General features: G+C 69.9%; 14 protein-coding genes. 7 read left to right on the top strand and 7 right to left on the bottom strand.

Translation table 11 applies throughout. The annotated features are described in order from the left end of the window. Positions 1 to 70 precede the first annotated feature (70 nt). The 3 genes from AAHG03_RS17005 (at position 71) to AAHG03_RS16995 (ending at position 3,420) form a co-directional block, all read left to right on the top strand. Positions 71 to 487: a DUF1036 domain-containing protein gene (locus tag AAHG03_RS17005; protein WP_342151908.1), complete on the top strand. Its 417-nt coding sequence runs from the start codon at positions 71 to 73 to the stop codon at positions 485 to 487. 52 nt (positions 488 to 539) lie between these two features. After that, the gene (locus tag AAHG03_RS17000; protein WP_342151906.1) at positions 540 to 1,601 is read left to right on the top strand and encodes an MBL fold metallo-hydrolase; all 1,062 of its coding nucleotides are present in this window, start codon (positions 540 to 542) and stop codon (positions 1,599 to 1,601) included. Between the two features lie 94 nt (positions 1,602 to 1,695). Then, positions 1,696 to 3,420, top strand: a complete 1,725-nt coding sequence (locus AAHG03_RS16995) for a methyl-accepting chemotaxis protein (RefSeq protein ID WP_342151904.1) — start codon at positions 1,696 to 1,698, stop codon at positions 3,418 to 3,420. 6 nt (positions 3,421 to 3,426) lie between these two features. Here the strand turns inward: AAHG03_RS16995 and AAHG03_RS16990 are convergent, their stop codons facing one another. Continuing rightward, positions 3,427 to 4,314, bottom strand: a complete 888-nt coding sequence (locus tag AAHG03_RS16990) for a LysR family transcriptional regulator (protein WP_342151902.1) — start codon at positions 4,312 to 4,314, stop codon at positions 3,427 to 3,429. Positions 4,315 to 4,426: 112 nt separating this feature from the next. On the opposite strand from AAHG03_RS16990, the gene AAHG03_RS16985 reads away from it, so the two are divergent. Beyond that, the gene (locus tag AAHG03_RS16985; RefSeq protein ID WP_342151901.1) at positions 4,427 to 4,870 is read left to right on the top strand and encodes a DMT family transporter; all 444 of its coding nucleotides are present in this window, start codon (positions 4,427 to 4,429) and stop codon (positions 4,868 to 4,870) included. 58 nt (positions 4,871 to 4,928) lie between these two features. Here AAHG03_RS16985 and AAHG03_RS16980 read toward each other — a convergent pair whose 3' ends face one another. From AAHG03_RS16980 to hslV, 3 genes are all read right to left on the bottom strand, one after another. After that, the gene (locus AAHG03_RS16980) at positions 4,929 to 5,783 is read right to left on the bottom strand and encodes an EamA family transporter (protein ID WP_342151900.1); all 855 of its coding nucleotides are present in this window, start codon (positions 5,781 to 5,783) and stop codon (positions 4,929 to 4,931) included. Positions 5,784 to 5,976: 193 nt separating this feature from the next. Next, positions 5,977 to 7,290: an ATP-dependent protease ATPase subunit HslU gene (hslU, locus tag AAHG03_RS16975; protein ID WP_342151899.1), complete on the bottom strand. Its 1,314-nt coding sequence runs from the start codon at positions 7,288 to 7,290 to the stop codon at positions 5,977 to 5,979. A gap of 240 nt (positions 7,291 to 7,530) precedes the next feature. Continuing rightward, positions 7,531 to 8,061 carry an ATP-dependent protease subunit HslV gene (hslV, locus tag AAHG03_RS16970; RefSeq protein ID WP_056249745.1) on the bottom strand — a complete coding sequence of 177 codons (531 nt, stop codon included), beginning with the start codon at positions 8,059 to 8,061 and terminating at the stop codon, positions 7,531 to 7,533. A gap of 183 nt (positions 8,062 to 8,244) precedes the next feature. On the opposite strand from hslV, the gene motA reads away from it, so the two are divergent. The 3 genes from motA to AAHG03_RS16955 are packed head-to-tail and all read left to right on the top strand — an operon-like array spanning position 8,245 to position 10,451. Beyond that, positions 8,245 to 9,117, top strand: a complete 873-nt coding sequence (gene motA / locus AAHG03_RS16965) for a flagellar motor stator protein MotA (RefSeq protein WP_342151898.1) — start codon at positions 8,245 to 8,247, stop codon at positions 9,115 to 9,117. Positions 9,118 to 9,130: 13 nt separating this feature from the next. Continuing rightward, complete coding sequence (locus tag AAHG03_RS16960; RefSeq protein WP_342151897.1) at positions 9,131 to 10,168, top strand: flagellar motor switch protein FliM; 1,038 nt, start codon at positions 9,131 to 9,133, stop codon at positions 10,166 to 10,168. Beyond that, positions 10,152 to 10,451 carry a hypothetical protein gene (locus AAHG03_RS16955; protein WP_342151896.1) on the top strand — a complete coding sequence of 100 codons (300 nt, stop codon included), beginning with the start codon at positions 10,152 to 10,154 and terminating at the stop codon, positions 10,449 to 10,451. The genes AAHG03_RS16960 and AAHG03_RS16955 overlap by 17 nt, the downstream gene beginning before the upstream one ends. A 159-nt stretch (positions 10,452 to 10,610) precedes the next feature. Here AAHG03_RS16955 and AAHG03_RS16950 read toward each other — a convergent pair whose 3' ends face one another. The 3 genes from AAHG03_RS16950 to AAHG03_RS16940 form a co-directional block, all read right to left on the bottom strand. Continuing rightward, a complete protein-coding gene (locus tag AAHG03_RS16950; RefSeq protein WP_342151895.1) occupies positions 10,611 to 11,531 on the bottom strand; it encodes a bestrophin family protein in 921 nt (306 codons plus the stop codon). A gap of 7 nt (positions 11,532 to 11,538) precedes the next feature. After that, on the bottom strand, positions 11,539 to 11,955 hold the full coding sequence (locus AAHG03_RS16945) for a hypothetical protein (protein WP_342151894.1): 417 nt from the start codon (positions 11,953 to 11,955) through the stop codon (positions 11,539 to 11,541). Between the two features lie 64 nt (positions 11,956 to 12,019). Beyond that, positions 12,020 to 12,496 carry an SRPBCC family protein gene (locus AAHG03_RS16940; protein WP_342151893.1) on the bottom strand — a complete coding sequence of 159 codons (477 nt, stop codon included), beginning with the start codon at positions 12,494 to 12,496 and terminating at the stop codon, positions 12,020 to 12,022. Positions 12,497 to 12,515: the final 19 nt, after the last annotated feature.

Here is a 12,515-nt window from a genome sequence, read left to right as displayed (position 1 = left end):
GGCAGCGCCCCGGCTTCCCTTCACCAGGGCTCTGCCCTGGACCCGCGAAAGGACTTGTCCTTTCGAAACCTTGATTGCAGCGGCAGCTTGCCTGCTGGCGTTGCTGCCTGTTCCGGCAAAGGCGGACCTTCGTCTGTGCAATCAGACCGGCAGCAAGGTCGGGGTGACGCTGGGTTACCGCGACGCTCAAGGGTGGGTCACCGAGGGCTGGTGGGACCTGAAGCCCCGCTCCTGCGAGACCCTGCAGAAGGGCACGTTGGCTGCGCAGTTCTACTACGTCTACGCCGTGGACTACACCCGCGGCGGCGAGTGGGGCGGCCGGGCGATGATGTGCACCCGCGACACCGCCTTCACCATCCGCGGCGTCGAGGACTGCCTCGCCCGCGGCTTCGACCGCAACGGCTTCATCGAGGTCGACACCGGCCAGCAGAAGAACTGGACCATCCAGCTCTCCGACCCCGGTCAGCCGGTGACCGGCGGCCCGTGATGAAACCGCGCGCCGCGCTTGATCGCGGCCGCGCGGGAGCCATCTCGGCCGTATGAAGAAGCGTGGCCTGCTCACGGTCGCCAGCGCGGCCACGGTGATGACCCTCGGCGGCGTCGGCTACGCCGCGCGGCGGCGCGGCAGCAATCCCTATTATCAGGGGCCGAAGACCGACCATTTCGACGGCCTGCGCTTCCACGCCCCGAACCAGCCCGCCGACAAGAATTTTTCCGACCTCGCCCGCTGGCGCATGAAGGGCAAGCCCGAGGCGTGGCCCGCCTCGTTCCCGAGCCCGTTCCCGCCGGACAAGCCGCCCCAGCGCGTGGACGGCCTGCGCGTCGTCCTGATCGGCCACGCGAGCTACCTGTTCCAGGTGGCGGGCCGCAACATCCTGGTCGATCCGGTGTTTTCGCGACGCGCCAGTCCCGTCCGTTTTGCCGGCCCCAAGCGCGTCAACCCGCCGGGCATCGTCTACGCGGACCTTCCGCCGATCGATGCGGTGCTGATCACCCACAACCACTACGACCATCTCGACGGCCCGGCCATGGCTCGCCTCTGGCAGGACCACCAGCCGCTGATCGTGGCCCCGCTCGGCAACGACGCGATCCTGCGCAGCTACGACGACACCATGCATGTCGAGACCCGCGACTGGGGCGGCTCGGTCGATCTCGGCGGCGGCATCACCGCCCACCTGACGCCCGCCAACCACTGGTCGGCCCGCGGCGTCAACGACCGGCGCATGGCCCTGTGGTGCGCCTACCTGCTGGCTACGCCGCGGGGCGTGCATTACCATGTCGGCGACACGGGGCTGGGCGACGGCTCCATCTTCCGCGACATCCGCGAGAAATTCGGCGCGCCGCACCTCGCGACCCTGCCGATCGGCGCCTACGAGCCGCGCTGGTTCATGCAGCCCCAGCACATGAACCCCGCCGACGCCGTGGAAGCGCTCGGCCTGCTCGGTGCGGAACAGGCGCTCGGCCACCACTGGGGCACCTTCCGCCTCACCGACGAGGGCATCGAGCAGCCGGTCCAAGCCCTGGCCGAGGTCTTGGCCGGGGCCGGCCTGCCGCCGGATAAGTTTTTGGCGCTGCGTCCAGGGCAAGTCTGGGAAGGATAGAACAGCAGCCCTCACGCACTGTCGACGTCAGTCGTTTCGCGGGCGCGCCTTCGGTTAAACGTCCGCTAACGTACCCAGCGCATTGTGGAAGGAGATGTCCGCACACCCCGGCCCGGCGATGCTCCGCTTCAAGACCCTGACCGTGAAGGTCATCGCGCTCGCCGTCATCGCGGTCAGCCTCACTGCCGGCGCGTTCTGGCTCGCGGCGAGCCGGGAGATCTGGTCGGAACTGGAGGCGCGGCAGGCGGAGGAAGGCCAACTCAATATCGGCACCCTGGCCCGCGTCTTCGCCGAGGCGAAGGAGGGCGCGAGCCCCCGCTTCGACGGCCGCACGCTGACTACGGTCCAGGCCCCGGACCTGTCCGGCTTGTCCGACCTCAGCATCGTCGATCGTACGGTCGCCTATGTCGGCGGCAATGCCACGGTGTTCGCCTACGACGCCGCCCGCGACGCGTTCGTGCGCCGCATCACCAACGTGAAGAAGGAGAACGGCGAGCGCGCCGTCGGCACGGTGCTGGCCGCCGACCATCCGGCGCAAGCCAAGCTCCGCAAGGGCGAGGCCTATGCCGGGCCCGCCGACCTGTTCGGGCGCCGCTTCTTCACCGTCTACCACCCGACGCTCGACGCCGCGGGCAAGGTCAACGGCATCCTCTATGTCGGCATTCCGATCGAGCGCTACCACGCCCTCTACCGGGAGGCGATGACCGTCATGGGCGCCGCCGCGGCCCTCGTCGCGCTGCTGTCCTCGGTCGCGGTCGGCCTCATCGCCGCCCGTCTGTTCCGCCCGCTGAAAGCCATCGCGGCGCGCACCGAGCGGCTGGCGCAGGGCGACCTCGACAGCCCGATCACCCACACCGAGCGCGCCGACGAGATCGGCGCCGTCGCCCGCGCACTCAACGGCCTCGTCGCCACCAGCCGCTGGGCCCGCGATCTCGAACTCGAGCAGCGCACCGCCGCCCGCGACGAGAGCCACCGCCGCGCCCATCTCGACGGCGAGATCACCCGCTTCCGCGCGGAGGCCGGCCGCAGCATGGACGAGGTGCGCGACCGCGCCCGGTCGCTCGCCGAGCGCGCCGCCACGATGTCCGACCTGTCGCGCAAGGCCGAGACCGGCGTCGGCAGCGCCTCGGCGGGCTTCCACGACACCGCCCTCCACGTCCAGGCGGTGGCGAGCGCGGCCGAGCAGCTGACCGCCTCCATCGCCGAGATCTCGGTGCGCATCGAGGCCGCGCGCCACGAGGTCGAGGGCGCGGCGGGCGAGGCGCGGGCGACCGATACTGGCATCCGCGAACTCGCCGGCAGCGTACAGCGCATCGGCGACGTGGTCGGCCTCATCCGCGCCATCGCCGAGCAGACCAACCTGCTGGCGCTGAACGCCACCATCGAGGCGGCCCGCGCGGGCGAGGCCGGCCGGGGCTTCGCCGTCGTCGCCTCCGAGGTCAAGGAACTCGCCGGCCAGACCGCCAAGGCCACGGAAGAGATCGCCGGCCAGATCGGACAGGTGCAGCAGGCCACCGGCATCGCGGTCGCGGCGATCCGCCGGATGTCGGACCGCATGGGCGTCATCAGCGGCACCACCGGGGACCTCGCGGCCTCCGTCTCGGCGCAGGGCGCGGCCACGGGCGAAATCTCGCGCAGCGCCGCCGACAACGCCACCGCCGCCGTCTCCATCGGCGCGGCCCTGGCCGCCATCACCGACGCCGCCCGCCGCGCCGCCGGCACCGCCGGCGACGTCGAGGGCGCCGCCGCCTCCGTGGCGGAATCGACTCAAGGGTTAGAGGCGAAGATCGACACGTTCCTGAAGGCGGTGGCGGCCTGACAGGCTTCAAACCAACGCGTCGCGCTCCGCCTTGAGCAGACGCACCAGCCGCTCCGTCAGCCGTCCCGGCGGACGGGCGGCGGGCCTGAGCAGCAGCGTCTCGATGGGGAGTGCGGGGCGGAAAGGGCGCAGGACGATCGGCAGGCCCGACAGCTCGCGGGCGGGCACGGGATCGACGATGGTGACGCCCATCCCCTCGGCGACGAGGCCGCAGCGGGCCGCCGTGAACTGCGCCGTCAGGACGATGCGCGGGGAGACGCCCTCCGCCGCGTAGGCAGCCTCGATTGCCTGCTGGAACGGGCCGGGGCCACCGGAGATCAGCGGCTCGTCGGCGAGATCGGCCGGGCCGATATGGCGCTTTCCCGCGAGTCGATGCCCCCGTGGGACGGCGCAGACGGCATCCATCGTCAGGAACGGCTCGGCCGTCACGCCTGAAAAACCCTCGCGCGGCCGGGCGAGGCCGATGTCGCATTGGCCTGAGGCCGCCCAGGCCCAGATCGTGTCGGGGCTCGGCACGTGGATCGAGACGCGCACCCCCGGCACCTCGGCATCGAGCCGCCGGATCGCCCGCGGCAGCAGGCGGGCGGCGAGGGAGGGCTGGCAGGCGATCCGGAGCGCGCCGGTGCCGCGCTCGGAAATGCGGCGGGCCGCCCGGCTCAGGTGATCGAGGCCGGCATAGGTCTGCTCGACCTCACGGGCGAAGGCTTCGCCCTCCTCGGTCGGCAGGGCCGCGCCGTGCCCGCGCACGAACAGCGGAAAACCGAGTTCGGCCTCCAGCGCGGCCATCGCCCGGCTCACATGCGGCTGGCCGATGCTCAATGCCTCGGCCGCCCGCGTCATGCTGCCGTGCCGGATCACCGCCCGGAAGAGATCGAGATGGGCCGGATTGATCATGCCCGATCCGCATGGATCTTTTGGAATGGGTCATTTGACGGCATGGGGCTGCGGTGATTGTCAAGGAGCATCGAAGTCCGCCGCACCGGTGGCATTTGCCGAGGCTCCCCCGATGCTCTTCCTCATCCCCTCTGCGCTCGCGGTGCTCGCCGGCACCAGCGTCGTCACGCAGCAGATCCTCAACGCAAACCTGCGCGGTGCGCTCGCCTCGGCGGCGTGGTCGGGGTTCGCCAGCTACTTCGTCGGGCTCGCCTGCATGGCCGCGCTCGCCGTGGCGCTTCGCGATCCGCCGCCCGCTCTCGCCGTGCTGCTGCGGACGCCGTGGTGGGCGTGGACCGGGGGCATGTTCGGGGCGATCTTCATCGGGCTTGCCATCGTGCTGGTGCCGCAACTCGGGGCGGCGACCTTCATCGTGCTGGTCGTGGCCGGGCAGATGCTCGCCTCGGTCGCCTTCGACCATTTCGGCTGGCTCGGCCTCGAACAGCGCCCCGTCGATCTTTCGCGACTTTTGGGCATCGTCCTGCTGGTCGGCGGCGTGATCCTGATCCGGCGCTAGAGCATCGGCCCGAAAGGTGGGAACCGGCTTTCGGAAAAAGCCGATGCGGCACAAGGATCTAACCCCGTCGCCGTGCGCTCGCCGTCATGCCGACCGAGGCGGCGCTGACGCACAGGATCGCCAGCCATTGCAGCGGGTTCGGCACCTCGCCGAGCAGCGGGATGGCGGCGAGCGCCGCGATGGCCGGTTCCAGGCTCATCAGCACGCCGAAGGCCGGGCGCGGCATGCAGGTGAGCGCGAACATCTCCAGCGAGTAGGGCAGGGCGCTCGACAGCATTGCCACCGCGAGGCCGGCCGCCAGCGTCGCGGGCACCAGCAGGTCGGCGCCGGCCTGCGCGATCCCGACCGGGGCGACGAGGAGCGCGGCCACGCTCATCCCCAGCGCCACCGCCGAGGGGCCGCCGGCCCGGCCCGCGGCCTGCCCGAACACGATGTAGAGCGCCCAACACCCACCCGCCGCCAGCGCCAGCGCGGCGCCGAGGGGATCGACGGGCGCCGCATCGTGCAGCGGCAGCAGCAGGACGAGGCCGAGAACCGCGAGCCCGATCCAGGCGAAATCGGCCGGGCGGCGCGAGCCCCACAGGGCCACGGCGAGCGGCCCGGTGAACTCGATCGCCACCGCGATCCCCAGCGGCACCGTGCGCAGTGACAGGTAGAACAGCAGGTTCATCAGCCCGAGCGCCGCGCCGTAGAGCGCGACGGCGCCGAATTCCCGGGCGGTCAGGCTGCGCCGCCAGGGGCGTCGGAGCGCGAGCAGGATCAGCGCGGCGAAGCCCACTCGCAGGGCGGTCATCCCGGCCGCGCCGACGACGGGGAACAGGGACTTGGCGAACGCCGCGCCGGACTGGATCGACACCATCGCGGCGACGACCGCCGCGACGGGGAGCAGGAGGCTCGCGGGTCGCTCCGTCATCGGCTCGTGTCTTTCGGCGCAACCGAAAATCCCACCCTCACCCTCATCCTGAGGTGCCGGAGCGCAGCGGAGGCCTCGAAGGAGGGTTCCAGGGATCGCGCGATCCGCTGGAGCCCTCCTTCGAGGCTTCGCCTTCGGCTCCGCACCTCAGGATGAGGGGGATGGGTGGGAGAGGCCGTCGGGCCTCCCGTCCTCACAAAATGAACCGGCTCAGATCCGCGTTCGCCGCCAAATCCTCCACCCGGTCGCGCACATAGGTCGCGTTGATCCGCACGGTCTCGCCGGAGCGGTCGGTGGCGGTGAAGGAGATGTCGTCGATCACCCGCTCCAGCACGGTCTGGAGGCGGCGGGCACCGATGTTCTCGACCGAGCCGTTCACCTCGACAGCCACGCGGGCGAGCGCGTCGATCGAATCGTCGGTGAAGTCGAGGGTGACGCCCTCCGTCTCCATCAGGGCCACCGTCTGCTTGATCAGGCTGGCTTCCGTCGCCGTGAGGATCTGCTTGAAATCCTCGACGGTGAGCGGCTGCAGCTCGACCCGGATCGGCAGGCGTCCCTGCAACTCCGGCAGCAGATCGGACGGCTTCGAGACGTGGAAGGCGCCGGATGCGATGAACAGGATGTGGTCGGTCTTCACCGGCCCGTGCTTCGTGGCGACGGTGGTGCCCTCGATCAGCGGCAGCAGGTCGCGCTGCACCCCCTCGCGCGACACGTCGGCGCCGGAGCGGCCCTCGCGGGCGCAGATCTTGTCGATCTCGTCGAGGAAGACGATGCCGTTGTCCTCGACCTCGCGCACCGCCTCGCGGATCAGCGCGTCGTCGTCGACGAGCTTGTCCGACTCCTCGGCGATCAGCGGCGCGTAGGCGTCGGCCACGCTCATCCGGCGCGGCTTGCCGCGCTGGCCGCCGAGCGCCTTGCCGAGCATGTCGTTGAGGTTGATCGCCCCCATGGAGGCGCCGGGCATGCCGGGAATCTCGAACATCGGCATACCCTGCGAGCCGCTCGGGGCGAGTTCGAGTTCCACTTCCTTGTCGTCGAGTTCGCTCGCTCGCAGTTTTTTCCGGAAACTCTCGCGGGTGGCCTGGCTCGCGGTGGGGCCGACCAGCGCGTCGAGGATGCGGGACTCGGCCGCCGCTTCCGCCTTGGCCTTCACCGCCTTGCGCTTCTCCTCGCGCGTCAGGCCGATGCCGACCTCGACGAGGTCGCGCACGATCTGCTCGACGTCGCGGCCGACATAGCCGACCTCGGTGAACTTGGTCGCCTCGATCTTCAGGAACGGCGCGCCCGCGAGCCGGGCGAGACGGCGGGCGATCTCGGTCTTGCCGCAGCCGGTCGGGCCGATCATCAGGATGTTCTTGGGCGCCACCTCCTCGCGCAGCGGACCTTTCAGCTGCTGGCGGCGCCAGCGGTTGCGCAGCGCGATGGCGACCGCGCGCTTGGCATCCTTCTGGCCGACGATGAAGCGGTCGAGTTCGGAGACGATCTCGCGGGGGGAGAAGGTGGTCATTGCTTTCCAAGTCTGCGGCGACTGTGGCGCCGAGGGTTCGATCTAGGCGCGCCGGAGGGGGCTTTCCAGTCGGGGGCTTTTGGGCGCTTCAGGAAAGCCCGAAACGCCACCGTCATTCCGGAGCTCGCCGAAGGCGAGAACCCGGAATCCACCCGTGATGCGCGGCCAGACGAGGCGTCGCGGCCAGTCGTGGATACCGGGTTCCGCTGCGCGGCCCCGGAATGACGGGGGTGGTCGGGCTCAACCCGCGTCGAGCGTCTCGATCACGAGATTCCCGTTGGTGTAGACGCAGATGTCGCCCGCGATCCTCATCGCCTTGCGCACGATCGCCTCGGCGTCGAGGTCGCCGTCCTCCAGCGCGCGGGCCGCGGCGAGGGCGTAGTTGCCCCCCGAACCGATCGCCATCACGCCGGTCTCGGGCTCCAGCACGTCGCCGGAGCCGGAGAGCAGCAGGCTCACCTCCTTATCGGCGACCAGCATCATCGCCTCCAGCCGGCGGAGATAACGGTCGGTGCGCCAGTCCTTGGTGAGTTCGACGCAGGCGCGGGTGAGCTGGCCGGGATACTGCTCCAACTTGCCTTCCAACCGCTCGAACAGGGTGAAGGCGTCGGCGGTGGCGCCCGCGAAGCCGCCGATGACGCTGCCCTTGGCCAGCCGCCGGACCTTGCGGGCGTTGCCCTTCACGATGGTCTGGCCGAGGCTGACCTGCCCGTCGCCGCCGATCACCACGCGCCCGCCCTTGCGGACCATCAGGATCGTCGTGGCGTGCATCTGGGGCGGGCCGTCGTCGTGGGGCAAAGTGCTCTCCGGCGTGGAATGTCCGTGCCTCAGTTATGCGCTCGTGGCCCAGCCTCCAAGGCGCGCGTCCGACAAAGCTCCGCGCAAGCCTGCCCGCCTATTTCCCTGCCCCCAAGGGCCGCACTTCCGTCGCCGGCCATCCGCGGAACGAGTGCCATGGGAATCATCGTCGGCCTTGTCATCGCCATCGGCTCCATGCTCGGCGGCTTCGTGGCCATGGGCGGCCACCTGATCGTCATCTGGCAGCCTTGGGAGTTCGTCATCATCTTCGGCATGGCGGCGGGCACCTTCGTCATCGCCAATCCACTGAAGACGGTGATGGATTCCGGCAAGGCCACCATGGAGGCCTTCACCGGCAAGGGCCCGAAGCGCCAGGATTACCTCTCGCTGCTCGGGCTGCTGCATGCCCTGATGCGCGAGTTGAAGACCAAGCCGCGCAACGAGGTCGAGGCGCATTTCGACAACCCGACCGAATCCGAGATCTTCAAGAACTTCCCGGAAGTCACCAAGCACCCCGATCTGGTGCTGTTCATCTGCGACTATTGCCGCCTGATCCTCATCGGCAACGCCCGCTCGCACGAGATCGAGGCGCTGATGGAGGAGGAGATCGGCACGCACAAAAAGTACAAGCTCAAGCCCTACGCGGCGATCAACACGGTGGCCGAGGCGCTGCCCGCGCTCGGCATCGTCGCGGCGGTGCTCGGCATCGTGAAGGCGATGGGCGCGCTCGACCAGTCGCCGCAGATCCTCGGCGGCCTGATCGGCGCGGCGCTGGTCGGCACCTTCATCGGCGTGTTCGCCTCCTACGGCATGCTGGCGCCGCTCGCCGTGAAGGTGAAGGGCATCCGCGAGAAGCAGTGCACCCCCTACACGATCATCAAGCAGACGCTGATCGCCTACATGAACGGCGCGCTGCCCCAGGTGGCGATCGAGCACGGCCGCAAGGGCATCGCCGGGGGCGACCGCCCGACCATCGACGAGGTCGAGGCCGCCACCGTGCCGGGCGGTCGCGCCCCGGCCGCCGCCTGAGGGTTTTGGGGAGATGGACGAGACCGTTCAGACCGAGACCGCCGGGGATATGCTGCGGGAGCTGACGCCGGAGCCCGCCGAGGCGCCGGCCGGAAAGCCCGCTTCCGCCCTCGACGCGCTGCTGACCGCGGCGGCCAAGCCCGCGACCGACATCCGCGCCCGCATCCAAGAGGCCGGCGGCCTGTCGCTCGACCGGCTGCCGATGCTGAGCGTCGTCTTCGACCGGCTCGCCACCGCCTGCAGCGACGCGGCCAAGCACCTTGCCTCGTCCTCGACCTTCTACTCGCTGAGCGGCGTCGAGAGCGGACGCTTCGGCGAGATGCTCGACCCTTACGATTCGAACGCGGTGGTGGGCATCTTCCACGCGCCCGAATGGGACGGGCACATCCTCGTCGGGCTCGACCGCGACTTCATCTACACGATGGTCGAGGTGCTGTTCGGCGCCGACGGCTCCGAGCCGCCGGTGGAGGAGGAGCGCAACTTTTCCGCCATCGAGCTGCGCATCGCCCAGATGGTGTTCGAGCAGGTCGGCAAGGCGCTCGAATCCTCCTTCGGCCTCGTCTCGCAGACGCCGTTCCGGCTGGAGCGGATGGAGACCCGGATGGAGTTCGCCATCATTGGCCGGCGCTCCAACAAGTCGGTGCAGGCCAAGTTCCTGCTCCAGGCGCTCAACCGCGGCGGCGAGATGTTCCTGATCATCCCGCAGACGGTGCTGAACCCGTTGCGCCCGGCACTCGGCAAGGTGCTGACCGGCGAATCCGCCGCCCGCGATCCGCGCTGGGCGCAGCAGATCACGGCCGAGGTGCAGAAGACCGCGGTGCGCCTGCGCGCCGTGCTGGAGGAGCGCCACCTGACGCTCGGCGAGATCGCCGGGCTGAAGGTCGGCCAAGTCCTCGAACTCGACGCCACGCCCAACACGCGGATCAAGCTGGAGGGCAACGACCGGCCGCTGTTCTGGTGCCGGGCCGGCCAGTCGCAGGGCGCCTACGTCCTGCGGGTGGAGGAGGCGATCAATCCCGAGAAGGAGGGGGCGGATGGGCTCCTTGGTTGACGGCATCCTGCTCGTCGCGCTCGTTGCGACCAGCGCCTGCGTGGTGCCGATGTATCTCAAGCTCAAGCGCCTCGACCGGGTCCAGGCCGAGTACGGCGCCGCGGTGACGGCCTCGGGGATCGCCCTGACGCAGGCGGGCGACGCCGTGCGCAGCTTCTCCGGCGAGGGGCGGGAGATTCTGGAGGCGCTGAGCGCGAAGATCGAGGAGGCGCGGGCGCTGATCACCAGCCTCGAAGCCTCGCGCGCCGCGCTGCTGGCGGCGAAGGGCGAGCCGAAGGCGTGAGGAGAGGCTTCTCCCACCCACCCCCCTCATCCTGAGGTGCCCGCCTCGGCGGGCCTCGAAGGAGGGCTCCAGGGATCGCGCGTTCCGCTGGAGCCCTCCTTCGAGGCTACGCCTTCGGCTCCGCACCTCAGGATGAGGGGGATGGGTGGAACGAAGCCGTCAGAGCAGCGTGAACCGCTTCGCCCGCGGCGGCTCGGGCCGGTGCTCGCCGAGCGCATCGAGCACCGGCGTCACCGCGGCGTGCAGCAGTGCGTCGAGCGGCAGATCGTTGGCGTCGGTGCCGAACGGCTCCTCCAACTCGTCGCCGAGCGCGTCGAGGCCGAAGAAGGCGTAGGCCACCAGTGCCGCCACGACCGGCGTCGACCAGCCGAGCGAGCCCGCGAGCCCGAACGGCAGCAGCAGGCAGTAGAGCCAGGCCGTGCGGTAGAGCAGCAGCGTGTAGGCGAAGGGCAGCGGCGTGCCCTGGATGCGCTCGCAGGTCGCCTGGATCGCCGACAAGCTCGCGACCTTATGCTCCAGCGTGGCGAAGCTCACCTCGCCGAAGGCGCCGGCCCGCATCGCGTCCGCCAGATCGTGGGTGAGGCCGGCGAGCGCCGCGTCGGCGGCGTTGGGGCGGTCGGCGAGAAGCAGACCCTCCTGGGGCGGCAGCCACGGCTCGGCCGCCCCCGCCTCGTCGAGGCCGCGGAGCCGAGCGTGCAGCGCGTGGGCGAAGCCCGCCGCCCGGCGCAAGGCGCGGCGGCGCAAGTCCTCTTGGCCGGCCTCCGGCAGCAGCGCCGGGATCAGCCGGGCGAGCGCCCGCATCTCGACGATCAGCGTGCCCCAGGCCCGGCGCGCCTCCCACCAGCGGTCGTAGCAGGCGCCGTTGCGGAAGCTTAAAAAGATCGAGAGGGCGAGGCCCACCAGCGTGAACGGCCCGATCCCGGCGGTGACCGGGAACCACGCGGCATGCCGCTGCTCCAGCCCGACCACGAGGCAGGCGAGCGCCGTGATGGCAATCACCTTCGGCGCGACCTTGGGCAGAATCGAGCCGCGCAGCGCGAACAGGATGGTGAAGACGTTGGGCCGCGGACGGACGATCATGAACCGTCTATCGGCGATGCGGAGGCAGCGTGGACGGGCCAACCAGCATCAGGCGTATCAATTGCCCCAGCGACAGGTCCAGACAATCGAGATCGACGTACCGCCGCATGAAACGGCAGGCAGTCCAGGCTCCGTACAAGCCGATGCAGAAGACGATCCGTGACGCCAGCTCGCGTCCGTTGTTGTAGAGGCTCACGGAGAACAGGAAGAACATCAGTGTTCCCCAGGATATGGAGATCACGTAACGGCGGCGCGCTTCGCTCGGAACGGCGTCCGTCCAGACTCTCTCCCCGAAGGCCACCTTGGCGAGATCGCGGAATTGCGGCGGCAGGCTGTCGCGAACCTGCTCCTCCACGAACATCGAGTGATGCCCCGCGAGCAGGAGCGCGAGCCCTGCACCGGCCGCACACGCATCGATCTCCATGGCAGCCATCCGAAAATCCCGAATGGCCTCCCGCTCCCGCGCGGAGAGCGGGAGGCGTCCCGCCCTACTTCGCCTTCTCCGAAATCCCCTTCAGCCCGGCCTCGTAGATGCCGCCGATCACCTCTTCGGCCTTGGCGTCGGGGGCGCCCTTCGCCTTGAAGTTCCCGCTCCACGTCAGCTTCGAGCCCTGGCCGCTCGGCGCCACGGTCAGCGTCGACTTGTAGTCGGAGACCGGCAGCGGGCCCTCGAGGATGGCGTAGCTGTAATCCATCTTCTTGTCGTCGCGGGCGAGCTGTTCCTCGACCAGCGTGCCGCCGCCCTTGAGGCTCAGAGTGCGGATCGACTTGCCGCCTTTCGACGACGCCTCGCACTTCTCCACCGCCGGGTGCCATTTGCCGATGCCGCAGAAGTCGCCGATCGTCTGCCAGACCTTGGCGGGCGGGGCATCGACGGTCGCGGTCTTCGTGACTTCGAGGGCGAGGGCGGGCGTCGCGGCGAGCACCGCCACGGTCGCGGCGGCCAGCGTCGTTTTCAGAGTCATGGATGATGTCCTCAGGGCT

The organism is Methylorubrum subtropicum, assembly GCF_038442325.1.
In the GTDB taxonomy this organism is placed as follows: domain Bacteria; phylum Pseudomonadota; class Alphaproteobacteria; order Rhizobiales; family Beijerinckiaceae; genus Methylobacterium; species Methylobacterium subtropicum.
Note: the sequence above shows the minus strand (reverse complement) of the source record. Positions and strands in the feature narration are given on the sequence as shown.

Bases quoted from the DNA above. Each gene is read 5' to 3' on its own strand.
- AAHG03_RS17000 (WP_342151906.1), top strand. From the start codon at position 540: ATGAAGAAGCGTGGCCTGCTCACGGTCGCCAGCGCGGCCACGGTGATG.
- AAHG03_RS16995 (WP_342151904.1), top strand. From the start codon at position 1,696: ATGTCCGCACACCCCGGCCCGGCGATGCTCCGCTTCAAGACCCTGACC.
- AAHG03_RS16990 (WP_342151902.1), bottom strand. From the start codon at position 4,314: ATGATCAATCCGGCCCATCTCGATCTCTTCCGGGCGGTGATCCGGCAC.
- AAHG03_RS16985 (WP_342151901.1), top strand. From the start codon at position 4,427: ATGCTCTTCCTCATCCCCTCTGCGCTCGCGGTGCTCGCCGGCACCAGC.
- AAHG03_RS16980 (WP_342151900.1), bottom strand. From the start codon at position 5,783: ATGACGGAGCGACCCGCGAGCCTCCTGCTCCCCGTCGCGGCGGTCGTC.
- hslU (WP_342151899.1), bottom strand. From the start codon at position 7,290: ATGACCACCTTCTCCCCCCGCGAGATCGTCTCCGAACTCGACCGCTTC.
- hslV (WP_056249745.1), bottom strand. From the start codon at position 8,061: ATGCACGCCACGACGATCCTGATGGTCCGCAAGGGCGGGCGCGTGGTG.
- motA (WP_342151898.1), top strand. From the start codon at position 8,245: ATGGGAATCATCGTCGGCCTTGTCATCGCCATCGGCTCCATGCTCGGC.
- AAHG03_RS16960 (WP_342151897.1), top strand. From the start codon at position 9,131: ATGGACGAGACCGTTCAGACCGAGACCGCCGGGGATATGCTGCGGGAG.
- AAHG03_RS16955 (WP_342151896.1), top strand. From the start codon at position 10,152: ATGGGCTCCTTGGTTGACGGCATCCTGCTCGTCGCGCTCGTTGCGACC.
- AAHG03_RS16950 (WP_342151895.1), bottom strand. From the start codon at position 11,531: ATGATCGTCCGTCCGCGGCCCAACGTCTTCACCATCCTGTTCGCGCTG.
- AAHG03_RS16945 (WP_342151894.1), bottom strand. From the start codon at position 11,955: ATGGAGATCGATGCGTGTGCGGCCGGTGCAGGGCTCGCGCTCCTGCTC.
- AAHG03_RS16940 (WP_342151893.1), bottom strand. From the start codon at position 12,496: ATGACTCTGAAAACGACGCTGGCCGCCGCGACCGTGGCGGTGCTCGCC.